Source organism: Streptomyces gilvosporeus, from assembly GCF_002082195.1.
GTDB classification, from domain to species: Bacteria; Actinomycetota; Actinomycetes; order Streptomycetales; family Streptomycetaceae; genus Streptomyces; species Streptomyces gilvosporeus.
The window spans coordinates 2,313,810-2,338,210 of record NZ_CP020569.1 but is presented as its reverse complement, the minus strand read 5'-3'; the positions used below and the strand labels follow the sequence as shown (position 1 = coordinate 2,338,210).

Genomic DNA, 24,401 nt, shown 5'->3' with positions numbered 1-24,401 from the left:
CGCCCGCCCGCTGGTCCGCCGCGCCCCGATCGGCCGGTAGGCTGGTCACATGTCCGAACCGACCGGTGCCGCCCGCCGTCGCGGGCCCTTCAAGGTCGGGGACCAGGTCCAGCTCACCGACCCCAAGGGACGCCACTACACCTTCACGCTCGAAGAGGGCAAGAGCTTCCACACCCACAAGGGAGCCTTCCCCCACGACGAGCTGATCGGTGCTCCCGAGGGCAGTGTTGTCCGTACCACCGGGAACGTCGCCTACCTTGCGCTGCGCCCGCTGCTCCCCGACTACGTCCTGTCCATGCCCCGCGGTGCCGCCGTGGTCTACCCCAAGGACGCGGGGCAGATCCTGGCGATGGCCGACATCTTCCCCGGCGCCCGCGTCGTCGAGGCAGGTGTGGGATCCGGCTCGCTCAGCAGCTTCCTGCTCCGCGCCATCGGCGACGACGGCATGCTGCACTCCTACGAGCGCCGCGCCGACTTCGCCGAGATCGCCACGCAGAACGTCGAGCGCTACTTCGGCGGTCCGCACCCCGCATGGACGCTCACCGTCGGTGACCTCCAGGACAACCTGTCCGACACCGACGTCGACCGCGTCATCCTCGACATGCTCGCCCCCTGGGAGTGCCTGGAGGCCGTCTCCAAGGCCCTGGTCCCCGGCGGCATCCTCTGCGCCTACGTCGCCACGACCACGCAGCTGGCCCGCACCGTCGAGGCGATCCGCGAACACGGCACCTTCAACGAGCCGTCGGCCTGGGAGACCATGGTCCGCACCTGGCACGTCGAGGGCCTGGCCGTCCGCCCCGACCACCGCATGATCGGCCACACCGGCTTCCTGCTCACCGCCCGCCGTCTCGCCGACGGCGTCGAGCCCCCGCTGCGCCGCCGCCGGCCGGCCAAGGGCGCGTACGGCGAGGACTACACCGGGCCGGGCGGACGGGAGAAGGCAGCGCCGGGCGGACGGGAGAAGGCAGCCGCCGAGAAGAGCGCCGAGGACGCGGCATCCGCGGGCCCCGACGCCACCGCGGAGCGCGACTGACCCGTCGACGGGTCGGACATCCCGCCACACATCCGGCCACCGATCCGGCCGTCGAACCACCAGGCGCCGCCGACGAGTTCTCCACGGAACCGCCGGCGGCGCCGCCGCTTTTGAAGGTCCGGTAACGGGCCGCGAAACTCCGGTACCAACGGTTCCGCGCCGCCTGCTCCTGTGGAACGATGCTGGGCACCCCACCGCCACAGCTCTTCACAGGAGTTACCCCGCGTGCAGCCCTTGGTCGGCCAGGACCTTACGCACACCCAGCCGCGCCTCATGCACTGGCTCGCCACCGCCACCGCCGTCTCGGGCGTCGTAGCGGCCGCGTCCTTCGTCCAGCCCCCCGATGCCACCGCCACCACCGCCCGCGCCGGCAAGGCCACCTACGAGACCACGTCCGCCGCCCGCCCCGCGGCCGCGCCCGACCCGCGCCGGGTGACCTTCCCGGTCGACTGCGGACCCAACCGCCTGGACGTGGTGCGCAAGGTCTCCGGCGACCTCGACCTGGACGGCACCACCGAGACCGTCGCCGTGGTCCGCTGCCACACCGAGACCGGCACCCCGCCCAGCGGCGTCTTCGTCCTGGCCCGGCCGACCGACCCCAAGGCCCCGCCGCGCGTCGTGGCGACCCTTGTGGCGCCCTCCCAGAAGCTCAGCGTCCAGGACCTCACCCTCCAGGGCGGCGAGATCTCCGCGGCGCTCCTGGGCTACTCCACCCTCGACGTCCCGCGCTGCTGCCCGGATGTGCGCAAGAACACCAAATGGCAATGGCGCGACGGGAAGTTCCTCCAGACCGACCTTCCCCCCGAAGGCGCTACCGAGGGTGCCTGATCCGTCACCGACACCTGATATGCGCGTAGGCGGAGCGATTCCTACGCTCCGCCTACGCCCTGTCTGTGACATGTCTACGCTGCGTCGCCATGACGTGCGCGGCGACTACGGCGCGTTGCGGCAACGCCGCCCCGCGACCACTGTGCGTGGCGACTACTCCGCGTCCGGCCCGTAGACCTCGACCCGGTCCGTGACCCGGCGCACATGGATGCAGTCGCCGGGGCACTCCTTGGCGGAGTCGCGGACATCGTCGAGCAGCGGCAGCGGAACGGGCGTTGTGGCCCCCTTGTCCTGCAACAGCTCGTCGTCCGCGCTCTTCACATAGGCCAGGCCGTCGATGTCGAGCTCGAATACCTCGGGCGCATACTGCACGCAGATCCCGTCGCCCGTGCACAGGTCCTGATCGATCCAGACTTCGAGCTCCGGAGAGGCTTCATCCTGCGCGGTCATCTCGCCTGCCGTTCCTGCGTACGTGAACCGTTTTTGTCTCAGTGACACCAGCCCTGACGGGTGTTGACCGACTCGACGATACAACCGCTCGCTTTCCGATGTTGTTGGGTGGGTATTCCCTTGGCGTGAGGACGTGCGCAAGGGTGAAGATCGGACACGCCCCGACAGTCTTTTCGATCTAGGGGTTTCAACCTGCACCGGCCCAGGTAGGGTCAGGAAGCGTCCAGCTCCTTGGAGGAGGTGAGGACCGTGGCAGCCCACGACGACGACATCAACCGCGGCATCCGGCCGGGGCGCGGGTCTGAAGATCCGGCCGGCCAGGTTGCCTATCTTGAGCAGGAGATCGCCGTCCTGCGACGCAAGCTCGCCGACTCTCCGCGGCATACGAGGATTCTCGAAGAGCGGATCGTCGAGCTGCAGACCAACCTGGCCGGCGTTTCCGCCCAGAACGAGCGACTCGCCAATACGCTCCGCGAGGCCCGCGACCAGATCGTCGCGCTCAAGGAGGAAGTCGACCGCCTGGCACAGCCCCCGGCCGGCTTCGGTGTCTTCCTGAAGGCGAACGAGGACGACACCGCCGACATCTTCACCGGAGGCAGAAAACTCCGGGTGAACGTCAGCCCCAGCGTCGAGCTCGACGACCTCCGGCGCGGCCAGGAAGTCATGCTCAACGAGGCGCTCAATGTGGTCGAGGCCATGGAGTTCGAGAGCGCCGGCGACATCGTCACCCTCAAGGAAATCCTCGAGGACGGCGAGCGTGCGCTGGTCATCGGGCACACCGACGAGGAACGGGTGGTGCGGCTCGCCGAGCCGCTGCTGGACATCACCATCCGCCCCGGCGACGCCCTGCTGCTCGAACCCCGCTCCGGCTACGTCTACGAAGTCATCCCGAAGAGCGAGGTCGAGGAACTCGTCCTCGAAGAGGTCCCGGACATCGACTACACCAAGATCGGCGGTCTGGGCGGCCAGATCGAACTGATCAGGGACGCGGTCGAGCTTCCGTACCTCTACCCCGACCTCTTCAAAGAGCACGAACTGCGCCCGCCCAAGGGCGTCTTGCTCTACGGCCCGCCCGGCTGCGGCAAGACACTCATCGCCAAGGCGGTCGCCAACTCCCTTGCCAAGAAGGTCGCCGAGGTGACCGGCCAGCCCGCGGGGAAGAGCTTCTTCCTCAACATCAAGGGCCCCGAGCTGCTCAACAAGTACGTGGGCGAGACGGAGCGCCACATCCGGCTGGTCTTCCAGCGGGCAAGGGAAAAGGCCAGCGAGGGCACCCCCGTCATCGTCTTCTTCGACGAGATGGACTCCCTCTTCCGCACCCGCGGATCCGGCGTCAGCTCGGACGTGGAGAACACCATCGTCCCCCAGCTGCTCTCCGAGATCGACGGCGTGGAGGGCCTCGAGAACGTCATCGTGATCGGCGCCTCGAACCGCGAGGACATGATCGACCCCGCGATCCTGCGCCCCGGCCGCCTCGATGTGAAAATCAAGATCGAGCGTCCGGACGCCGAGGCCGCCAAGGACATCTTCTCGAAGTACCTCACGGAAAACCTGCCGCTGCACGCAGACGATCTCTCCGAGCACGGCGATTCCCGTAAGGCCGCGGTCAGCGCGATGATCCAGTCGGTCGTCGAGCAGATGTATGCGGAATCCGAGGAGAATCGATTCCTGGAGGTCACCTACGCCAACGGTGACAAGGAAGTCCTTTACTTCAAGGACTTCAACTCCGGAGCCATGATCGAAAATATCGTCGGACGTGCGAAGAAGATGGCCATCAAGGCCTTCCTCGAGCACAATCAAAAGGGTCTGCGGGTATCCCACCTCCTCCAGGCATGCGTGGACGAGTTCAAGGAGAACGAGGACCTGCCCAACACCACGAACCCGGACGACTGGGCCCGGATCTCCGGCAAGAAGGGCGAGCGGATCGTGTACATCCGTACGCTGGTCACCGGAAAGCAGGGCGCCGACACCGGCCGCTCCATCGACACGGTGGCGAATACCGGCCAATACCTGTAACACCGCACTCCGGCTGCGGATGTCCTGCACGGGGCGTCCGCAGCCGGACGCTTTTCCGGGAACCGAAGCCACCGGCCCCCGGAAGAACGCGATGGACCAGGGAAAACCGGACTGGAGCAATGACCGTAATGATCTCCCCAGCGCCGCAAAGGCGTTCTAGGCTCGTCCATACCGCCGCGAATCGGTGTGCGGGAGCGGGGAACGTACACGCACCGGAAGCGCAGCGGTACTTGAGCGCCGACCCCACCCGGGGGCGCCGCCGGGCAAGGAGGGCCGCATGACCGTACGGCGAGTAATGGGGATCGAGACGGAGTACGGGATCTCCGTCCCGGGCCACCCGAATGCCAATGCCATGCTCACCTCGTCCCAGGTCGTCAACGCCTACGCGGCCGCGATGCACCAGGCACGACGGGCGCGCTGGGATTTCGAGGAGGAGAACCCGCTGCGGGACGCCCGCGGCTTCGACCTCGCCCGCGAGGCCGCCGACTCCAGCCAGCTCACCGACGAGGACATCGGCCTGGCCAACGTGATCCTCACCAACGGGGCGCGCCTCTACGTCGACCACGCCCACCCCGAATACAGCGCCCCCGAGGTCACCAACCCCCGCGACGCCGTCCTGTGGGACAAGGCCGGCGAGCGGATCATGGCCGAGGCCGCCCAGCGGGCCGCGCAGGTCCCCGGCGCCCAGCCCATCCACCTCTACAAGAACAACACCGACAACAAGGGCGCCTCCTACGGCACGCACGAGAACTACCTGATGAAGCGGGAGACCCCCTTCTCGGACATCGTGCGCCACCTGACACCGTTCTTCGTCTCCCGCCAGGTCGTCACCGGCGCCGGCCGCGTCGGCATCGGCCAGGACGGCCACGAGCACGGCTTCCAGCTCAGCCAGCGCGCCGACTACTTCGAGGTGGAGGTCGGGCTGGAGACGACCCTCAAGCGGCCCATCATCAACACCCGGGACGAGCCGCACGCCGACGCGGAGAAATACCGCCGCCTCCACGTGATCATCGGCGACGCCAACCTCTCCGAGATCTCGACCTACCTCAAGCTCGGCACGACCGCGCTGGTCCTGTCCATGATCGAAGACGGCTTCATCGCCATCGACCTCGCCGTCGACCAGCCCGTACGCACCCTCCACCACGTCTCCCACGACCCCACCCTGCGCCATCTGATCACGCTGCGCAGCGGCCGCACGCTCACCGCCGTACAGCTCCAGATGGAGTACTTCGAGCTGGCCCGCAAATACGTCGAGGACCGCTACGGCGCGGATGCGGACGAGCAGACCAAGGACGTGCTGACCAGGTGGGAAGACGTGCTCGGCCGTCTGGAGAACGACCCGATGAGCCTGTCGGGCGAGCTGGACTGGGTCGCCAAGCGCGAGCTGATGGAGGGCTACCGCCGCCGCGACGGCCTCGACTGGGACGCCGCCCGGCTGCACCTCATCGACCTCCAGTACGCCGACGTACGCCCCGAGAAGGGCCTGTACAACCGTCTGGCGGCCCGCGGCAAGATGAAGCGGCTCCTGGACGAAGCCGACGTCGCACGGGCCCAGCAGAAGCCCCCGGAGGACACCAGGGCCTACTTCCGCGGCCGCTGCCTGGAGCAGTACGCCGACGACGTCGCGGCCGCCTCGTGGGATTCGGTCATCTTCGACCTCCCCGGCCGCGACTCGTTGCAGCGGGTGCCCACCCTGGAGCCGCTGCGCGGGACCCGCAAACACGTCAAGGAGCTCCTGGACCGCTGCCGCACGGCGGAGGACCTGGTCAGGACGCTCTCCGGGCGCTGAGGCGCGGCCGGTCCGCGGCGGATGCGGGCCGCGTCCGGGAGGGATCTTCTGTCGATCGAGGGCCGATCCGCGGCTGAAATGGCCGTGGCGCGGGAATGATCCTGGGGACTCCCGGACGTTGCACCAAGTGCAGGGCCGATGTCAGGCCCTGCTTGTAGGGTCGGATCTTGAAGGTCACATCGAGCGGTCAAACCGAGCGGGGTGAGGGATATGGCGACCAAGGACAGCGGCGGCGGGCAGCAGAAGGCCACGCGTTCCACGGAGGAGGTCGAGGAGCAGGCGCAGGATGCGCAGGTTTCGGATGATCTCAAGGAACGCCAGGAGAAATTGTCGGACGATGTCGATTCCGTTCTGGATGAGATCGACGATGTCCTCGAGGAGAACGCGGAGGACTTCGTTCGAAGTTTCGTTCAGAAGGGCGGGCAGTAGCCTTCGAATCGAAGGTGAAACGGGGGGGGGTATGTGGTGGAAGGGCGGGAACCGAAGTCGAAGCGCTGCTCGCGGTGTCATGTAGACAAGCCGCGGGCCGCCTTCGCTCGCAATAAGGCGATGCGTGATGGTCTGCAGGCTTATTGCCGGGAGTGCTGGTCCGAGTATCACCAGCGGCGGCAACTGGCCAAGGGGAGGAACATCCGCCCAAAGGTGCCCGCGCCTGATGGGCACAAGTACTGCCGACGTTGCAATACGGTCAAGCCACACAACGAATGGGATCGGAACCGGCGAGCCTCGGACGGCTTCTCGACGCGTTGCAAGGTGTGCCGGGCTGCTGAAGGCAGGGCAGGCCATCGCAAGCGCCAGTACGGCATCACCGAAGCCGAACGTGATGCGATGGTCGCAGAGCAGAAGGGGCGCTGCCCGATCTGCCTGACGGCCGACCCCGTACATGTGGATCACTGTCACAAGACGGGTAAGGTCCGAGGCGTACTGTGCTTCAACTGCAACTCGGCACTCGGCAAGTTGAGAGATGACCCTGACGCCATAAAACGGGCCATCGCCTACCTGGAAGGAAACGCGTGGAAGCCAACACTCGTAGCACCGGGCGACTGCCAGCAGCCTTCCTGACGCCCGGATCGTCCTCGTTCATGGATTTCCTCGGGGCGCACTCGCCCGAGCTGCTGCCGGGCAATCGCCCGCTGCCGCCCGTGCAGGGGGCCATCGAGGCGCCGCACGGGACGACCATCGTGGCGGCGTCGTTCCCCGGCGGCGTGGTGCTCGCCGGTGACCGTCGGGCGACGATGGGGAATGTCATCGCGCAGCGGGACATCGAGAAGGTCTTCCCGGCGGACGAGTACTCGGCGGTCGGTATTGCCGGCACGGCCGGGCTCGCCGTCGAGATGGTCAAGCTGTTCCAGCTGGAGCTGGAGCACTTCGAGAAGGTGGAAGGCGCCCAACTCTCCCTGGAGGGCAAGGCGAACCGCCTGTCGACGATGATCCGCGGCAATCTCGGGATGGCCATGCAGGGGCTGGCGATCGTGCCGCTGTTCGCCGGCTGGGATGTGGACCGCCAGAAGGGCCGGATCTTCTCGTACGACGTGACCGGCGGCCGCTCCGAGGAGCACGGTTTTGCGTCGACGGGTTCGGGTTCGGTCTTCGCCCGCGGTGCCCTCAAGAAGCTCTACCGCGACGACTTCACGGAGAATCAGGCCGCCACGGCCGTCGTCCAGGCGCTGTACGACGCGGCGGACGACGACTCGGCGACGGGCGGGCCGGATCTGGCCCGGCGGATCTATCCGATCGTGACGGTCATCACCGAGGACGGCTTCAAGAAGCTGACCGAGGCCGAGGTGTCGGACATCGCCCGTGCCATTTACGAGCGCCGCCTCGACCAGCCCGACGGCCCGCGGGCCGCACTGCTCTGACGGGACGGTGGTTCCGTGATGCAGTCGCCAGTGAGAGAGTCATTGACAGGAAGGGACGGATAGCCGGTGTCGACGCCGTTCTATGTCTCACCCCAGCAGGCCATGGCCGACCGCGCCGAGTACGCCCGCAAGGGCATCGCACGCGGCCGCAGTGTCGTGGTGCTGCAGTACATCGACGGCGTGGTCTTCGTCGCCGAGAATCCCTCCCGGGCCCTGCACAAGGTCAGCGAGATCTATGACCGCATCGCCTTTGCGGCCGTGGGCAAATACAACGAGTTCGAGAATCTGCGGATCGGTGGTGTGCGGTACGCGGATCTGCGGGGCTACACCTACGACCGGGAGGATGTGACGGCCCGCGGGCTGGCGAACGTCTATGCGCAGACGCTCGGCACGATTTTCTCCAGCGCGGCGGAGAAGCCGTACGAGGTCGAGCTGATCGTCGCCGAGGTGGGCAATGCGCCCGAGGACGATCAGATCTACCGGCTGCCGCATGACGGTTCGATCGTGGATGAGCACGGTTCGGTCGCGGTGGGTGGCAATGCCGATCAGATCAGCAGCTATCTCGATCAGCGACACCGTGAGGGCATGACGCTCGGTGAGGCGCTGAAGCTGGCGGTGGAGTCGCTGTCGCGGGACACGGCCGGCGGGGAGCGCACGCTGACGGCGGAGCAGCTCGAGGTGGCGACGCTGGACCGTACGCGGCCGCAGCAGCGCAAGTTCAAGCGGATCCTGGGGCGTCAGCTGTCGCGGCTGCTGGACGAGCACACGGGCGCGGAGGGCGGGAAGTCCGCGGACGGTGATGCGGATGCGTCGGACGAGGCGGCGGGTGGCGCTGCCGGGGAGTCCTCGGGAGCTTCGGGGGCTTCCGATGCCGAGGCCACGTCCGGCAAGGACGGTGCCGGTAAGGGCGATTCCGGTTCCTCGAAGGGGACGGAGACGTCGGAGGATTAGGAAGGCAGTGGCGGCCCCGAGGGGCCGCGCCCCGTATCTCACGCGCCCCGGCGGGTCATTGACCGCCGGGGCGCGCGGCGTTGGGGGAGTCGGCGGGTGGCGGAGCCGTGGAGCCGCGGGCGATGAGTTCGACGGGGAGGGTGGGGGACGGGGGGCGGCCGCCGTCGAGTACGGCCATCAGGGCCCGCATGCCGGCTTCGCCGAAGTCCTCGGCGGGCAGCCGTACGGTCGTCAGTTCCGGTTCGACCGCCACCGCCAGGGCCAGATCGTCGAAGCCGGTGACGGAGATGTCCTCGGGGATGCGCAGGCCCAGGCGGCGTACGGCCTTGCAGGCGCCGGCGGCGATGATGTCGTCGTCGCACAGAAGGGCGGTGGGGCGGGGGCCGGGGGCGGTCAATGCGGTGTGTGCGGCGCGCAGGCCGGCGTCGACGGCGAGGGCGGACGGCTCGCGGCGCAGGTGGGTGCCGGGGACGTCGGCGAGCGCGTCGGTGACGGCGCGGGAGCGCAGGGCGAAGGTCCAGGAGTCGACGTCGGCCGCGAGATGGGTGATGCGGCGGTGGCCCAGGGTGGTGAGGTGGGTGGCCAACTGGCGTGCGCCGTCGGCGATATCGAGGTTGACGGTGGCGGTGGCGCGGGGGTCGTCGGGGTCGCTGTCGAGCATCACCAGGGGCAGGCCGGCGGTGCGCAGGGCGCTGAGGGCGTCGGCGGCCATGGAGGAGGCGATGACTCCGTCCAGGGTGGCGGCGGCGGAGTCGAAGGGGTCGCGGGCCGGGCCGATTCCTTCGGGGGAGGGGTAGAGGACGACGCCGAAGCCGTGGTCGGCGGCGGTGCGGGCGGCTCCGGTGTAGACGCGGGCGAAGAATTCGGTGGTGAGGGCGGGGACGACGAGGAGGGCGGTGCGGGTGCGGCCCATGCGCAGGCTGCGGGCGGCGAGGTTGGGTCGGTAGCCGAGCTCGCGGGCGGCGGTGCGGACGGCTTCGGCCTTGCTCTCCGAGACCCGGCCGCGCCATTTGTCGCCGAGGACGAGGGAGACGGCGGCCTGGGAGACGCCGGCGGCGCGGGCCACGTCGCGGCTGGTGGTGCGGGCGCTGGCCGGGTGGTGTGCACCTGCCGTGGCCTCGTTGCTGGTCACCGTGTTCTCTCCTTGCATCGACCGCCGCGGGGTGGACCCGTGGGCGTGGCCCATGGTACGTATGACCTCGGACGTTATACGTAACACTTCCCGGCGCTGCCGGGCGGAGAGGGGGACCGGGATGGCCGCGGGATATGGGCAGCTCCTCAGGACGCGGTATGCCGCGCGGCTGCTGGCGGGCACGCTCGTCGGCAGGCTGCCGAATGCGACCGGTCCGCTGGCCGTGGTGCTCTTCGCCCGCGCCGAGGGCGGCAGTTATGCGCTGGCCGGTGGGCTCTCGGCCGTCTACGGTCTGTGCAACGCCGTGGGTCAGCCGCTGCTCGGCCGCGCGGTGGACCGCTACGGGCAGCCACGGATCATGCTCCCCGCGTCCGTGCTCTCCGCGCTGGGCATGGTGCTGCTGGCCGTGGTGGGGCTGGACCCGCTGCCGGTCGCGTATGCGGCGATGGTGATGGCCGGTTTCTTCACCCCGCCGCTGGAGGGCGGGCTGCGGGCCCTGTGGCCGGGGGTGCTGGGCCGGGCGGACCGGCTGCATGCGGCCTATGCGCTGGATGCGGCGGCGCAGGAAGTCATGTTCACGGTAGGGCCGTTGCTGGTCACGCTGTGCGTGGCGGTCTGGTCGGAGCGCGCCGCGCTGCTGGTGATCAATCTGATCGGGGTGCTCGGCGCGCTGTCGGTCGTCGTCTCGCCGCCGTCCCGGCGCTGGCGCAGCGCGCCGCGCGAGGCGCACTGGCTGGGGGCGCTGCGCTCGGGCGGCATGCTGGTGGTGCTCGGCACGTATTTCTTCGTGGGGATCGCGCTGGGGTCGGTCGCGGTCGCCGCGGTCGCCTATGCCGACGAGCACGGCGGCGGCATGGTCTCCAGCTATCTGCTGTCGGCGCTGAGTGGGGGTGCGCTGCTGGGTGGGGTGGTGTACGGGGCGCGGGAGTGGCCCGGTGAGCCGGAGAACCGGCTGCGGGTGCTGATCGTGCTGGTCGCGCTGGGGTTCGTGCCGCTGGCGCTGGCGCCGGGGGTCCTCGGGATGACGCTGCTGGCGGGGCTGTCGGGGCTTTTCTTCGCGCCGTCGCTGGCGTGTGCGTTCGTGGTGGTGGACCGGCATGCGCCCAAGGGGACGGTCACCGAGGCGTTTTCGTGGCTGGTGACGGCGTTCGTCGTCGGATCGTCGGTGGGGATGACGGTGGAGGGGCCCGCGGTGGAGGCGGGCGGTGCGGCGGCGGGCTTCGCCGTCGCGGGTGCGGGCGGGCTCGCCGCGCTGGCCGTCATGCTGACGGCCCGGCGCTTCCTGCCGCCGCTCGCGGCGCCGTCGACGACGGTGGCCACGGGCCCGGCCGCGGCGGAAAATGATCGAAACGATGCCGACGATCCCGGTTTCAGAACACGCCATCAGGCGTAATGTTCAGTCATGGACCGCCGCATTTTCGGGCTGGAGAACGAGTACGGCGTCACGTGCACGTTCAGGGGACAGCGCCGACTGTCGCCTGACGAAGTGGCGCGGTACCTCTTCCGCCGTGTCGTGTCATGGGGCCGCAGCAGCAATGTCTTTCTGCGGAACGGCGCCCGGCTGTACTTGGACGTGGGTTCGCACCCGGAATACGCAACTCCCGAGTGCGACAACGTGACCGAGCTGGTCACTCACGACAAGTCGGGTGAGCGCATTCTCGAGGGCCTGCTGGTCGACGCCGAACGCCGCCTGCACGAGGAGGGAATCGCGGGCGACGTCTATCTCTTCAAGAACAACACCGATTCGGCGGGAAACTCCTACGGTTGCCACGAGAACTATCTCGTGGCCCGGCACGGTGAGTTCTCCCGGCTCGCGGACATTCTCATTCCCTTCCTCGTCACCCGTCAGCTGCTGTGCGGTGCGGGCAAGGTGCTGCAGACCCCGCGCGGCGCCGTCTACTGCGTCAGCCAGCGCGCGGAGCACATCTGGGAGGGCGTCTCCTCGGCGACGACCCGGTCCCGGCCGATCATCAACACCCGCGACGAGCCGCATGCCGACGCCGAGCGCTACCGCCGGCTGCATGTCATCGTCGGCGACTCCAATATGTCCGAGACGACCATGCTGCTGAAGGTCGGGGCCACCGATCTCGTGCTGCGCATGATCGAGGCGGGCACGGTCATGCGGGATCTGACGCTGGAGAATCCGATCCGCGCCATCCGTGAGGTCAGCCATGACATCACCGGGCGGCGCAAGGTGCGGCTGGCCAGCGGCCGGGAGGCGTCGGCGCTGGAGGTGCAGCAGGAGTACTACGAAAAGGCCGTGGACTTCTGTGAGCGCCGCGGAATCCGTACGGGTACCGTCGAGCGGGTTCTGGAGCTGTGGGGCCGCACCCTGGAGGCGGTGCGGGACGAGAACCTGGATCTTATTGCGACCGAAATCGACTGGGTGATGAAATATCAGCTCATCGAGCGGTATCGCAGCAAGAACAACATGACGATGTCCCACCCGAGGGTGGCGCAGATAGACCTCGCGTATCACGACATTCACCGTCGCCGAGGGCTTTATTACCTCCTGGAGCGCAAGGGGCAGGCGGCGCGGATCTGCAACGACCTGAAGATCTTCGAGGGCAAGTCGGTGCCGCCGCAGACCACCCGTGCGCGTTTGCGGGGCGATTTCATCCGGCGGGCCCAGGAACAGCGCCGGGATTTCACGGTCGACTGGGTGCACCTCAAGCTCAATGACCAGGCGCAGCGCACGGTGCTGTGCAAGGACCCGTTCCGTTCGGTGGACGATCGGGTGGAGAAGCTGATCGCCGGGATGTGAGCGAGGACACGTACGGTGCGGTGCCGGGGGCGTGGGCTTCCGGCACCGCGGCGTGTGCGGAACCGGTGTGTTGTGGCGCTCTACGTGCACAGAGAAGGGTCGTAGAGTGGCGGGCATTGCCCACCCACCCCCCGAGCCCGAGTTGGACTGATGAACCTCACGAAGAACACCCGTCGCGCCGCCGCGGCTGCGCTGACCGTGCCCATCATGCTGTTCGCCGCCGCCTGCGGGTCCGATGACGGCAAGGCCGCCTCGTCGGGCGAGCCCGTGGCCAAGGTCACCGGGAAGGCGGGGGCGCAGCCCAAGATCACTGCGCCGAAGAACGCCAAGGTGGCCGATGCGGTCGTCACGAAGTCGCTGGTCACCGGCAAGGGGGCGGCCGTCAAGAAGGGCGATGTGGTCCGGCTCGACGTCGTGGCGCAGACGCTCAAGGGTCAGCGGCTGGACAACACCTGGGAGCCGGTGCCGGGGCAGAAGACGGTGGGTTCGGCGCACCGGCAGGTCGTGGCCGAGGTCACCGACCAGCTGACCCAGCCGACGATGCCGCCGAAGGTGCTGAACGCGCTGGCCGGGAAGAAGGTCGGCAGCCGCATCGAGGTCGAGGCCAGCGCCAAGGCGGCGTACGGCGCGGACATCGCCCAGCGGATCGGGCTCCAGCCGGACGAGGGTCTGGTGTGGGTCGTCGATGTGGCCGCAGCGTCCAAGGTGGACAAGAAGGCGGCGGCCGAGGGCAAGCAGGCCGCGCCCGAGAGCGGTATGCCCGAGGTGAAGGCCGAGGCCGGGAAGGCCGCGACGATCACCGTTCCCAAGGGGGAGAAGGCGCCCACCAAGCTCGGTGAGCAGGTGCTGATCAAGGGCAAGGGGGCCGAGGTCAAGGCCGGCCAGGGGCTGATCGCGCAGTACACGGGTGTGAAGTGGCGGGACGGCAAGAAGTTCGACTCGTCCTGGGACCACGGCGGTGCGACCGCCTTCCAGATCGGTACCGGCAGCGTCGTCCAGGGCTGGGACAAGGGCCTGGTGGGCAAGCACGTGGGTGACCGCGTGGTGCTGTCCATCCCGGCGAATCTCGCCTACGGGGACACCCCGCCGCAGAACAGCGGCATCGCCAAGGGCGACGCGCTGGTCTTCACGGTCGACATCCTGGGCACGGCCTGATCACGATCTGCGAGACTGACGCGGTAATCGTAAAGATTCGTAAGTAGGAGCACATTCGTGAGCATCGACAAGCCCGAGATCGACTTCCCCGAGGGTCCGGCTCCCAAGGAGCTCGAGATCGTGGACCTGTGGGAGGGTGACGGGCCGGTCGCCAAGGCCGGGGACAAGGTGAAGGTCCACTACGTCGGCGTCTCCTTCAGCACCGGTGAGGAGTTCGACGCGAGCTGGAACCGCGGCACGCCGCTGGAGTTCAAGCTGGGTGCCGGCCAGGTCATCGCCGGCTGGGACCAGGGCGTGCAGGGCATGAAGGTCGGCGGCCGCCGCCGGCTGACCATCCCCGCGCACCTGGCGTACGGCGACCGCGGCGCCGGCGGCAAGATCGCCCCGGGTGAGACGCTGATCTTCGTCTGCGACCTGGTCTCCGTCTGAGGCCGCGTCCGACGCGAACCGAGGGCCCGTGCCGTCTGCGGCACGGGCCCTCGGCTTTGCCCCGGGGACCCCGAGCGGTACGGTCAGCGCTCGGGAGTTCCACGAGAAAGGGCGTCGATGGCCATTGCCAAGGCCGAGCGGCTGATGAATCTGGCGCTGTGCCTGCTGGGGACGCGACGCCCGCTGGCCAAGCGCGAGCTGCGCTCGTCCATCGAGGCCTATATCGAGGCGGGCAGCGACGACTCCTTCAACCGCATGTTCGAGCGGGACAAGGACGATCTGCGCGAGCTCGGGCTGGTCATCGAGACGGTGGACGCCCTCGACGGCGAGGTCGGCTATCTCGCCCGCCGCGACAGCAACCGCCTCCCGCCGATCACCCTGGACGCCGAGGAGGCCGCGGCCCTGGGGCTCGCCGCCAAGATCTGGCAGCAGGCGCGGCTGGCCGGCGCGGCCAGCGGGGCGCTGCAAAAGCTGCGGGCGGCCGGGATGCCGCTGGCCCAGGACGGCGAGGAGTACGAGGACCGCACCCCGCACAGCGCGCTGGAGCCCCGTATCCCGGCGCATGAGGCCGCCTTCGAACCGCTGATGCTGGCCTGCCGCGACCGCCGCCCGGTGGTCTTCGACTACCGCAAGGCCAATGCGGCCCGCCCCGAGCAGCGGCATGTCGAACCGTGGATCCTGGAGTGCTGGCGCGGCCACTGGTACGTCGCCGGCTGGGACCGCGGCCGGCAGGCCGAGCGGGTCTTCAGGCTCTCCCGGATCACCGGCAAGGTCCGTTCCCGGCAAGGGGCGTTCACCGCGCCGGTGCCCGACCACGTCACCGTACGGGAGACCGTCGAGAGCTGGGCCGGGGAGACCGCCACCGGCACCGCCCGGATCCGGCTCCGCGCCGACCACGGCTATCCGCTGCGGGCCCGCGCACTGTCCGTACGGGACCTGGGGGACGGCTGGGACGAGCTGGAGATCCCCAACGGGCACGGACTCGACGCCTGGCTGGTGGAGTTCGGGCCCGATGCGGTGGTGCTGGAACCGGCCGAACTGCGGGCCGAGGTCATCGACCGGCTGCGCGCCGTGGCCAAGGGCTGAGAGGAAGACGACGACCCGTGGCGACGAACGCGATCGACCAGACCCGCCGGATGCTGTCCCTGGTGACCTATCTGCGCGAGCGCCCCGGCGCCCGCGTCAGCGACGTCGCCCGCGCCTTCGGCATCTCCGAGGACGAGCTGATCGCCGACCTGGACGTGCTGCCGATGTGCGGGACGAGCTTCCGCGGCGGCGACCTGCTGGACATCGACACCGACGGCGACCGCATCTGGTGGCACAACCCCGACGATGTGGCCGAGCCGCTGCGGCTGGCCGCCGACGAGGCGACCGCACTGCTGGTCGCCGCCCGCGCGGTGGCCACCCTGCCCGGTCTGCGCGAGGGCGACCGGCAGGCGCTGCTGCGGGCCACCGCCAAGCTGGAGGCGGCGGCGGGCGAGGCGGCGGGTGCCAGCTCCCGGCTGTCGGTGACCTTCGAATCCGAGGGCGGGGTCTTCGCCGACGTCGACCGGGCCATCGCCGAGCGGCGGCGGCTGTGGCTGCGCTACTACTCCCCGGCCCGCGACGAGCTCACCGAGCGCGAGGTCGACCCCATCCGGCTCTTCGCCGTCGGCCACACCTATGTCGAGGCCTGGTGCCGGCTCTCGGAGGCGCGCCGCACCTTCCGGCTCGACCGGGTCGCCGAGATCAAGCTGCTGGACGCGCCCGCCGACCCGCCGCCCGTCGAACTGCGCGATCTGTCGGAGGGCCTGGTGCAGCCCGCCGCCGAGGACCCCGAAGTCGTCATCGAGGTCGGGCCCGGCGGCCGCTGGGTCGCCGAGTACTACCCGCACGACAGCGCCGAGGAACTGCCCGACGGCGGCCTGCGCATCACCCTGCGCACCCCGGACCCGGCGTCGCTGCGGCGGCTCGCGCTGCGGCTGGGGCGGGACGGGCGGATCGTGGCGCCGCAGGCGCTGGCCGACAGCGCCCGGCGGGCGGCGTGCGCGGCGCTGGCGGCGTACGGCGAGTGACGCGGCGCACGGTCGGGGAATCCGGCGGACGGCGGACGGGCGCGGCAGCGCGGACACCGTAAGGAGGAGGCAGCGAAGGATGACGATCACGACGGCGAGGCCCACGAGGGCGGCCACCACGGTGGTGTTCAAGGCGGCCTGCCCGCACTGCCGGGGCCGTTTCGAGCTGGCCTCGGACGCCTTCCGGCTGGCCATCGGCGCCAGCCGCCGTACCACCTTCTACTCCTTCACCTGCCCCGACTGCGGCCGCGCCGCGCGCCGGCCGGCGGGGGAGCGGATCGTGGAGCTGCTCACCGGCGGCGGGGTGCGCACCCTGCGGCTGCACACCGGCTGACACCGGTGCCCGATAGGCTCCTCCCATGCTCTGGCCCATGATCGCTGTCGCCCTCGGCTTCCTGGGGATCGCCGTGCTCGGCGTCCTCGCCGTCCGTGTCTTCGCCGAGGTACGGCGCCTGGCCCGGCAGATCGGTGTGGCGTCGGAGCGGATCCAGCGGGCCGCCGAGGATCTTGAACGGGCGGCCACGCCGCTCGCCTCCTCCCTGGATCTGACGAAGAAGTGACGCCGGGCGTACGACCCCGGCCCGTCGCTCACCCCGGGCGGTACGCTTGGTGCCCAGGGCCGAGTACGAGGCGCGGCGGCCCCGCAACCGGGAGTGCGCACAGGGGTTGCTCCGCATTCACCCGTGAGCGCTACGATCGCTGCAAGTACGGCGGGCGGACGGATGATGTCCGGCCTGGTCAGCTCGTTCCATCCCCAGCCGCCTCGGTGAGAAGGTAAAGACTTATGTTCGGTGGAAAGATCGGCGTTCCTGAGCTCATCCTCATCGTTGTCGTCCTCTTCCTTCTGTTCGGCGCGAAGAAGCTTCCCGACATGGCCCGCTCGCTGGGCAAGTCCGCCCGGATCCTCAAGAGCGAGGCCAAGGCGATGAAGGCCGAGGCGCAGAAGGAGGACGCGCCCGCCGATGCGCCGAAGGACGAGGCCGAGGCCGAGCGCAAGACCATCAAGGCCGCCCCGGGGGATGTGACCAGCGCGCGGCCGGTCGCCGATCCCGAGCACACCGCGCAGCGCTGACCGAGGGCCCTACTTGCGGCGGCGGCCGGGTCCGCCGCCGGTGGCATGAGATGAGGACGTGGGTTGCGCAAGTCTGCCCCCAACAAGCGAGCCAAGGAGAAGGACCCCGAGGGGCGTATGCCGCTCGTGGAGCATCTGCGTGAGCTGCGCAACCGGCTCGCCAAGGCAGTGCTCGCCATCGTCATCGCGACGATCATCGCGGCGTTCTTCTACGAAGCGATCATCAACTTCTTCACCAAGCCGGTGCTGCAGTCGGTCGGCTGCCATTCGCAGTTCACCGACATCGCCAAGCTGGACAAGGGCCAGCGCTGCGCCAACATCGTGATGCTGGACCTGCTCGGCCCGTTCACCCTGGCACTGAAGGTGTCCCTGGTGGCGGGCGTGGTGCTGTCCTCCCCGATCTGGCTCTATCAGCTGTGGGCCTTCCTCGCGCCCGGTCTGCACCGGCACGAGAAGAAGTACACGCTGAGCTTCGTCGCCGCCGGATTCCCGCTGTTCGCGGCGGGCGCCTACTTCGCGTACTGGACGCTGCCGACCACGGCGAAGGTCCTGACCAGCTTCACGCCCGCCGGCGTCGGCAACCTCCTCCAGCTGGACAACCTGCTCGACCTGATCACCCGCATGGTGATCGTCTTCGGGCTGTCCTTCGAGCTGCCGCTGCTGCTGATGATGCTCAACTTCGCCGGGCTGATCACCGGCAAGCGGATGCTGGGCTGGTGGCGCGGCATGGTCATGGGCATCACGGTCTTCGCCGCCGTTGCCACGCCCAGTACGGACCCGCTCACCATGCTCGCGCTGGCCGTGCCCATCGCGGTGCTCTACTTCGTCGCCGTCGGCATCGCGCTCTCCAACGACGCGCGCCGCAAGCGCCGGGACGAGACCGGGCCCGCCGACGACGAGGCCTCCGAGCTGGACCTCACGCCCGAGGACATCGGCGAGCTGGAGCCGGTGACGGCGCCCCGCGCGCTGACCGACGGCAGCGAGGCCGAGGGGCGCGGCGGCTACGACGACGTCACCTGAGACCTCGGCGCGGCCACGGAAACGACAGGGAGGCGGGGAGCCGGCGGGCTCCCCGCCTCCTTTGCCGTGCGGCAGGTAAAGGGCGCTCATAAAGATCGGGTCGTTGTCAGAGGTGGCCGGTAGGCTCGTAAGCACGATGACCGAGGACATGTCCCCTGCTGAGCGCTATGCCGCCGCCAAGCTCCGGGCGGCCGAGCAGGCCACCGCACTCGCCCCTTTCCGAGAGATGTACGACTTCGGCCTGGACCCCTTCCAGATCGAGGCGTGCCAGGCCCTGGAGGCCGGCAAGGGAGTGCTGGTCGCGGCCCCCACCGGATCCGGCAAGACGATCGTCGGCGAATTCGCCGTGCACCTGGCCCTGGAACAGGGCCGTAAATGCTTCTACACCACCCCGATCAAGGCGCTGTCCAACCAGAAGTACCTGGATCTGGTCAAGCGGTACGGCCCCGAGAAGGTCGGCCTGCTGACCGGCGACAACAGCGTCAACTCCGAGGCCCCGGTGATCGTGATGACCACCGAGGTGCTGCGGAACATGCTCTACTCCGGTTCGCAGTCCCTGAGAGGTCTCGGCTATGTGGTCATGGACGAGGTCCACTACCTCTCCGACCGCTTTCGGGGCGCCGTCTGGGAAGAGGTGATCATCCACCTGCCCGAGTCGGTGACGCTGGTGTCCCTGTCGGCCACGGTCTCCAACGCCGAGGAGTTCGGCGACTGGCTGGACACGGTCCGCGGCGACACCGAGGTGATCGTCGCCGAGCACCGGCCGGTGCCGCTGTGGCAGCACGTCCTGGCGGGCCGGCGGATGTACGACCTCTTCGAGGAGCGCGACGGCGGCCAGGGCGGCGGCCGCCGCGAGGTCAACCCGGATCTGGAACGGCTGGCGCGGATGGAGAACAGCCGCCCGACGTTCGGCCGGGACAAGCGGCGCGGCCGCACCATGCGCGAGGCGGACCGAGAGCGCGAGCGGCGCCAGCGGGCCCGGATCTGGACGCCCAGCCGGCCCGAGGTGATCGACCGTCTCGACAGCGAGGGCCTGCTGCCCGCGATCACCTTCATCTTCAGCCGGGCCGGCTGCGAGGCCGCCGTCCAGCAGTGCCTCCACTCCGGCCTGCGGCTCAACGACACCGAGGCCCGCGAACGGGTCCGCCGCATAGTCGAGGCCCGTACGGCCGGCATCCCGGACGACGACCTGCATGTGCTGGGCTACTTCGAATGGCTGGAGGGCCTGGAGCGGGGCATCGCGGCGCACCACGCCGGGATGCTGCCGACGTTCAAGGAGGTCGTCGAGGAGCTGTTCGTCCAGGGGCTGGTCAAGGCCGTCTTCGCGACCGAGACGCTGGCGCTGGGCATCAACATGCCCGCCCGTTCGGTGGTGTTGGAGAAGCTCGTCAAGTGGAACGGCGAGCAGCACGCCGACATCACCCCCGGCGAGTACACCCAGCTGACCGGCCGGGCCGGGCGCCGCGGCATCGACATCGAGGGCCATGCGGTGGTGCTGTGGCAGCGGGGGATGAACCCGGGCGCCCTGGCGGGCCTGGCCGGGACGCGGACGTATCCGCTGCGGTCGTCCTTCAAGCCGTCGTACAACATGGCGGTCAATCTCGTCTCGCAGTTCGGCCGGCACCGTTCGCGGGAGCTGCTGGAGATGTCCTTCGCACAGTTCCAGGCCGACAAGTCGGTGGTCGGGATCTCCCGGCAGGTGCAGAAGAACGAAGAGGGCCTGGCGGGTTACCGCGGCTCGATGACCTGCCATCTCGGTGACTTCGAGGAGTACTCCCGGCTGCGGCGCGAGCTCAAGGACCGCGAGACGGAGCTCGCCAAACAGGGCGCGGTGCAGCGGCGGGTGGCGGCCGCGGCGGCGCTGGAGAAGCTCAAGCCGGGCGATGTCATCCATGTCCCGACCGGCAAGTACGCGGGCCTGGCGCTGGTCCTGGACCCGGGTATGCCCTCGGGCCGTACGGACCGGCACCGGGGCTTCGAGATGCAGGACGGCCCGCGGCCGCTGATCCTGACCGCCGAACGGCAGGTCAAGCGGCTGGCGTCGATCGACTTCCCGGTGCCGGTGACGGCTTTGGACCGGATGCGGATCCCCAGGTCCTTCAACGCCCGCAGCCCGCAGTCCCGTCGGGATCTGGCGTCCGCGCTGCGCACCAAGGCCGGTCATCTCGTCCCGTCGAGGCACCGCAAACCGCGCTCGGCGGCGGCCGACGACCGCGAGATCGCCCGGCTGCGTACGGAGCTGCGCGCGCACCCCTGCCATGGCTGCGACGAGCGCGAGGACCACGCCCGCTGGGCGGAGCGCTATCAGCGGCTGCTGCGCGACACCCGCCAGCTGGAGCGCCGTATCGAGGGCCGGACGAACACCATCGCCCGTACCTTCGACCGGATCTGTGCGCTGTTGACCGAACTGGACTACCTGGAGGGCGACACCGTCACCGAAGAGGGCAAGCGGCTGGCGCGGCTCTACGGCGAGTTGGATCTGCTGGCCAGCGAATGCCTGCGGGACGGCGTCTGGGAGGGGCTGGGCCCGGCGGAGTTGGCGGCCTGCGCCTCGGCGCTGGTGTACGAGGCGCGGCAGGCGGACGATGCGGTGGCGCCCAAGCTGCCCGCCGGCAAGGCCCGGGACGCGCTGGGCGAGATGGTGCGGATCTGGGGCCGGCTCGATGCCCTGGAGGAGGACCACAAGATCAACCAGGCCGAGGGCGTCGGCCAGCGCGAGCCCGATCTGGGCTTCGCCTGGGCCGCCTACCGCTGGGCGTCGGGCTTCGGCCTGGACGAGGTGCTGCGCGAGGCGGAGATGCCGGCCGGTGATTTCGTCCGCTGGTGCAAGCAGTTGATCGACATTCTCGGCCAGATCGCGGCCGCGGCCCCGGCCGACGGGACGGTCGCGCGGGCGGCCCGGAAGGCCGTGGACGGTGTGCTGCGGGGGGTCGTGGCGTATTCGTCGGTGGGCTAGTGGCCAGTGGCTGGTGGCCCGTGGGCTGATGCGTGGGGCGGCGGTGCGCGTTCCCCCGGGGTGTTCCGGGAGAGCGGGCACCGTCGGCTGCGTTACGCGACGGGTTACGCCACCGGCTGCGGCACCTGCTGCGCCGGCGCCCGGCCGTCCGCCCGGTCCGCCGCCTGCTCGTCCGCCCGCGCCGCGTCCCGCTTGGCGACCTCCTCGCGGACGATCGGGATGACCTGGCGGCCGAAGTCGATGGCGTCGTCGAGCAGGTCGTAGCCGCGGGCGGAGATGATGTCCACGCCCAGGTCGTAGTAGTCCAGCAGCGCCTGCGCCACGGTCTCCGGGGTGCCGACCAGCGCGGTGGAGTTGCCCGCGCCGCCGGTGGCCGCGGCGGTCGGCGTCCACAGGGCCCGGTCGTGCCGCTCGCCTGCGGCGGCGACCGCGAGCAGCCGCTGCGAGCCGGCGTTCTGCGGGTTCGTCAGCCCGTGGTGACGGGTGAGCGGCGCGCCCGCCCTACGGGCCCGGATCCGCTCCAGGGTGCGGTGCGCCTTCTCCCACGCCAGCTCCTCGGTGGGCGCCAGGATCGGCCGGAAGGCGACCTGGATCCGCGGTACGTCGCTGCGACCCGCCGCCCGCGCCGCGGCCTTGACCGAGGCGATCTGCTCGGCGGTCTGCGCCAGCGGTTCGCCCCACAGGCAGTAGATGTCCGCCTCGGCGCCGCCGGCCGCATACGCCGCGGCCGACGACCCGCCGAACGACACCGGCGGATGCGGCTGTTGGACCGGGAAGGTGTCCGAGACGAAGTCGTGGAAGCGGTAGTGCGTGCCCTCGTGGTCGAAGGGCTCGTGGCTGGTCCAGATCTTCTTGACGATGCGGAGGTATTCGCGGGTGCGGTCGTAGCGCTCGTCCTTGCCGAGCGTGTCGCCCTCGCGGCCCTGTTCATGGTCGTTGCCGCCGGTGATGAAGTGCACGGCGAGCCGCCCGTCGCTGATCCGGTCCAGCGTGGCGAAGGTCTTCGCGGCGAACGTCGGATAGGAGACGTTAGGGCGGTGCGCCACCAGGAGCTGGAGCGTTTCGGTGCGGGCGGCGATATAGGCGGCGGCCGGGGAGGGGTCGGGCGACCCGGAGGAATAGGCGAACAGCACCCGGTCCCAGCCGTACTCCTGATGAGCACGGGCCAGCTTCAGCGTGTAGTCCTTGTCGAAGGACGCGCCGGAGCGGGGGCTGACTTCGGATCCGTCGTGGGTCGCGGCAATGCCGAGGAACTCGACAGGCATGGGTGTGGCCTCGTCTTCTCGTGGGGCTGTGCACAGGGAAGGCGGAGCGGGTCCGCGCTACGGAGAAGTCAGCGGCAACAGGACGCCGACCACACCCGACCGAAGTCGATGTGGTCACGGGTGACCAGCCGCTGCCGAGGACGCATGCGCTCAGTGGAACAGCCGGAGGCACCCTCCGTCAACCGCCGCCGTATCAACCACCGTCGTACGCGGGCAGGTTGGCGCAGGCGCTGCGTCGGAGCGCCGTCGCCGAGGCGTCCGGGGTTCTGCTCAGGCTTCACGCTCCCCGCCCAAGGGAGGCGCTGGCCGCGGTCGATGCGCCGGAGGAGTCGGTGCACAAGGTGCTGGGTGCGGCGCAGGAGGCCATCACGCCGCCGACGGCGGGGGAGCCGGCCGGGCTCGACGAGGCTCGGCGCGCGGTTGCGGAGCTCATCCGGCGCAGGGGCTGGCGGGTGGATCCGGGGCATGTCTCCGCCGAGGCGCTGGCGGTGGCGCTGGCCACCTTCCGGGGGATCGGCCATGGCGCCTTCGAGGAGGTGCTGGACGACTACGCCGCGGCAGTACGAGGGCTGAGCGCACCCGCCCGGGGGATCGGTGGTCCGCCGGGCGGGTCAGGCCCGAGGAGCGGCCCCGGCCCTGGCCCCGGCCCTGGCCCCGGCCCTGGCCCCGAGCCCGGACCGCCCCCGGGCCCCGGTCGGTTCAGGCAGCCCCCGCCGAAGCCCCCGCCCCGGCCCCCGCCGTCTCCTGCTCCGCCTCCACCCGCTGGTTCCAGTCGCGCTTGGACGCCTGCCAGCCGTCCTCGTCATGGCCGGTGCGCCAGTAACCGGAGATGGAGAGGTCCTCGCGGGGGACGCCGTGGTCGATGCGGAGCAGTCGGCGCAGCTCCTTGACGAAGCCGGCCTCGCCGTGGACGAAGGCGTGGACCCGGCCGCCGGGGAAGCTCAACTCCCGTACGGCGGCGAGGAGTTCACGGCCGACCGGTGCGGCGCCGCGGTACAGCCAGGTGATCTCGGCGCCCGCCGGGGCGGTCAGCTCCTGGTGCTCCTGCGGGTCCCCGACCTCGATGAAGGCGTGCACCGGTACGCCCGCGGGCATCCGCGCGAGGGCGGCCGCGATGGCCGGGAGGGCGCTCTCGTCCCCCGCCAGCAGATGCCAGTCGGCATCCGCCGCCGGGGCGTAGGCGCCGCCGGGGCCGAGGAAGAGGATCTCGTCGCCCGGCTTCGCCGCGGTCGCCCACGGTCCGGCCAGCCCCTCGTCGCCGTGCACCACGAAGTCGAGGGTCAGTTCGCGGGCCGCGGCGTCCCAGGTGCGCACGGTGTACGTGCGCGTCCGGGGCCACTGGTCGCGGGGCAGATCGGCGCGGATCCGGGCCATGTCGAACGGCTCCGGATAGGCGACGCCGGGCAGCGGGAAGACCAGCTTGACGTAGTGGTCGGTGTACTCGCCTGCGGCGAAGTTCCCCAGGCCGTCACCGCCCAGCACCACCCGCATCATGTGCGGGCTCAGCCGCTCGGTGCGCACGACGCGGCCGCGGTGCAGTGTGGGCTGTTTACGGGCCAGACGTTCTGCTGCCACGACATTCCCCTGACCTGATCGCCGAATGAATGAACGAATGAAGGAACGAATGG

23 protein-coding genes are annotated in these 24,401 nt (G+C 69.8%); 19 read left to right on the top strand and 4 right to left on the bottom strand.

What is annotated here, in order from left to right; all coding sequences use genetic code 11:
• Nucleotides 1–49 precede the first annotated feature (49 nt).
• Both B1H19_RS10210 and B1H19_RS10205 read left to right on the top strand, forming a co-directional pair.
• Nucleotides 50–1,033, top strand: a complete 984-nt coding sequence (locus B1H19_RS10210) for a tRNA (adenine-N1)-methyltransferase (protein WP_083104295.1) — start codon at nucleotides 50–52, stop codon at nucleotides 1,031–1,033.
• A gap of 225 nt (nucleotides 1,034–1,258) precedes the next feature.
• Nucleotides 1,259–1,861, top strand: coding sequence for a hypothetical protein (locus B1H19_RS10205; RefSeq protein WP_083104294.1), 603 nt, complete (start codon nucleotides 1,259–1,261; stop codon nucleotides 1,859–1,861).
• 153 nt (nucleotides 1,862–2,014) lie between these two features.
• Here the strand turns inward: B1H19_RS10205 and B1H19_RS10200 are convergent, their stop codons facing one another.
• Nucleotides 2,015–2,311, bottom strand: a complete 297-nt coding sequence (locus tag B1H19_RS10200) for a ferredoxin (RefSeq protein WP_083104293.1) — start codon at nucleotides 2,309–2,311, stop codon at nucleotides 2,015–2,017.
• Between the two features lie 249 nt (nucleotides 2,312–2,560).
• On the opposite strand from B1H19_RS10200, the gene arc reads away from it, so the two are divergent.
• The 6 genes from arc to prcA all read left to right on the top strand — a co-directional run bounded on the left by arc (nucleotide 2,561) and on the right by prcA (nucleotide 8,926).
• On the top strand, nucleotides 2,561–4,327 hold the full coding sequence (gene arc, locus B1H19_RS10190) for a proteasome ATPase (RefSeq protein WP_083104292.1): 1,767 nt from the start codon (nucleotides 2,561–2,563) through the stop codon (nucleotides 4,325–4,327).
• Between the two features lie 277 nt (nucleotides 4,328–4,604).
• On the top strand, nucleotides 4,605–6,116 hold the full coding sequence (gene dop / locus B1H19_RS10185) for a depupylase/deamidase Dop (protein ID WP_083104291.1): 1,512 nt from the start codon (nucleotides 4,605–4,607) through the stop codon (nucleotides 6,114–6,116).
• 210 nt (nucleotides 6,117–6,326) lie between these two features.
• Entirely contained in the window at nucleotides 6,327–6,545 is a 219-nt protein-coding gene (locus tag B1H19_RS10180) for a ubiquitin-like protein Pup (RefSeq protein WP_083109526.1), read from the top strand.
• Between the two features lie 120 nt (nucleotides 6,546–6,665).
• Nucleotides 6,666–7,178: an endonuclease VII domain-containing protein gene (locus B1H19_RS10175; RefSeq protein ID WP_083104290.1), complete on the top strand. Its 513-nt coding sequence runs from the start codon at nucleotides 6,666–6,668 to the stop codon at nucleotides 7,176–7,178.
• Nucleotides 7,130–7,975: a proteasome subunit beta gene (gene prcB / locus B1H19_RS10170; protein ID WP_083104289.1), complete on the top strand. Its 846-nt coding sequence runs from the start codon at nucleotides 7,130–7,132 to the stop codon at nucleotides 7,973–7,975. The genes B1H19_RS10175 and prcB overlap by 49 nt, the downstream gene beginning before the upstream one ends.
• A gap of 66 nt (nucleotides 7,976–8,041) precedes the next feature.
• Nucleotides 8,042–8,926, top strand: coding sequence for a proteasome subunit alpha (gene prcA / locus B1H19_RS10165; RefSeq protein ID WP_083104288.1), 885 nt, complete (start codon nucleotides 8,042–8,044; stop codon nucleotides 8,924–8,926).
• Between the two features lie 55 nt (nucleotides 8,927–8,981).
• Here the strand turns inward: prcA and B1H19_RS10160 are convergent, their stop codons facing one another.
• Nucleotides 8,982–10,076 (bottom strand): LacI family DNA-binding transcriptional regulator, encoded by a 1,095-nt coding sequence (locus tag B1H19_RS10160; protein ID WP_203237129.1) that lies wholly within the window; start codon nucleotides 10,074–10,076, stop codon nucleotides 8,982–8,984.
• A 103-nt stretch (nucleotides 10,077–10,179) separates the two neighbouring features.
• Between B1H19_RS10160 and B1H19_RS10155 the strand changes: the two genes are divergently transcribed.
• From B1H19_RS10155 to B1H19_RS10105, 11 genes are all read left to right on the top strand, one after another.
• Complete coding sequence (locus B1H19_RS10155) at nucleotides 10,180–11,451, top strand: MFS transporter (RefSeq protein ID WP_083104286.1); 1,272 nt, start codon at nucleotides 10,180–10,182, stop codon at nucleotides 11,449–11,451.
• Between the two features lie 9 nt (nucleotides 11,452–11,460).
• A complete protein-coding gene (gene pafA, locus B1H19_RS10150; RefSeq protein WP_030066703.1) occupies nucleotides 11,461–12,822 on the top strand; it encodes a Pup--protein ligase in 1,362 nt (453 codons plus the stop codon).
• A 150-nt stretch (nucleotides 12,823–12,972) separates the two neighbouring features.
• Nucleotides 12,973–13,977 carry an FKBP-type peptidyl-prolyl cis-trans isomerase gene (locus B1H19_RS10145; protein ID WP_083104285.1) on the top strand — a complete coding sequence of 335 codons (1,005 nt, stop codon included), beginning with the start codon at nucleotides 12,973–12,975 and terminating at the stop codon, nucleotides 13,975–13,977.
• 57 nt (nucleotides 13,978–14,034) lie between these two features.
• Entirely contained in the window at nucleotides 14,035–14,406 is a 372-nt protein-coding gene (locus B1H19_RS10140; RefSeq protein ID WP_083104284.1) for an FKBP-type peptidyl-prolyl cis-trans isomerase, read from the top strand.
• Between the two features lie 117 nt (nucleotides 14,407–14,523).
• Nucleotides 14,524–15,492: a helix-turn-helix transcriptional regulator gene (locus B1H19_RS10135; RefSeq protein WP_083104283.1), complete on the top strand. Its 969-nt coding sequence runs from the start codon at nucleotides 14,524–14,526 to the stop codon at nucleotides 15,490–15,492.
• A 17-nt stretch (nucleotides 15,493–15,509) separates the two neighbouring features.
• On the top strand, nucleotides 15,510–16,460 hold the full coding sequence (locus B1H19_RS10130; RefSeq protein ID WP_083104282.1) for a helix-turn-helix transcriptional regulator: 951 nt from the start codon (nucleotides 15,510–15,512) through the stop codon (nucleotides 16,458–16,460).
• A 79-nt stretch (nucleotides 16,461–16,539) separates the two neighbouring features.
• A complete protein-coding gene (locus tag B1H19_RS10125) occupies nucleotides 16,540–16,794 on the top strand; it encodes a hypothetical protein (protein WP_083104281.1) in 255 nt (84 codons plus the stop codon).
• 25 nt (nucleotides 16,795–16,819) lie between these two features.
• Complete coding sequence (locus B1H19_RS10120) at nucleotides 16,820–17,020, top strand: hypothetical protein (protein WP_083104280.1); 201 nt, start codon at nucleotides 16,820–16,822, stop codon at nucleotides 17,018–17,020.
• Nucleotides 17,021–17,244: 224 nt separating this feature from the next.
• Nucleotides 17,245–17,532, top strand: a complete 288-nt coding sequence (gene tatA / locus B1H19_RS10115; RefSeq protein WP_083104279.1) for a Sec-independent protein translocase subunit TatA — start codon at nucleotides 17,245–17,247, stop codon at nucleotides 17,530–17,532.
• A 117-nt stretch (nucleotides 17,533–17,649) separates the two neighbouring features.
• Nucleotides 17,650–18,552, top strand: coding sequence for a twin-arginine translocase subunit TatC (gene tatC, locus B1H19_RS10110; RefSeq protein WP_107425933.1), 903 nt, complete (start codon nucleotides 17,650–17,652; stop codon nucleotides 18,550–18,552).
• Between the two features lie 136 nt (nucleotides 18,553–18,688).
• Nucleotides 18,689–21,508 carry a DEAD/DEAH box helicase gene (locus tag B1H19_RS10105; protein ID WP_083104277.1) on the top strand — a complete coding sequence of 940 codons (2,820 nt, stop codon included), beginning with the start codon at nucleotides 18,689–18,691 and terminating at the stop codon, nucleotides 21,506–21,508.
• Nucleotides 21,509–21,612: 104 nt separating this feature from the next.
• On the opposite strand, the gene B1H19_RS10100 is transcribed toward B1H19_RS10105, so the two are convergent.
• Nucleotides 21,613–22,773, bottom strand: a complete 1,161-nt coding sequence (locus B1H19_RS10100) for an LLM class flavin-dependent oxidoreductase (protein WP_083104276.1) — start codon at nucleotides 22,771–22,773, stop codon at nucleotides 21,613–21,615.
• Nucleotides 22,774–23,472: 699 nt separating this feature from the next.
• Nucleotides 23,473–24,348, bottom strand: a complete 876-nt coding sequence (locus tag B1H19_RS10095; RefSeq protein ID WP_083104275.1) for a siderophore-interacting protein — start codon at nucleotides 24,346–24,348, stop codon at nucleotides 23,473–23,475.
• Nucleotides 24,349–24,401: the final 53 nt, after the last annotated feature.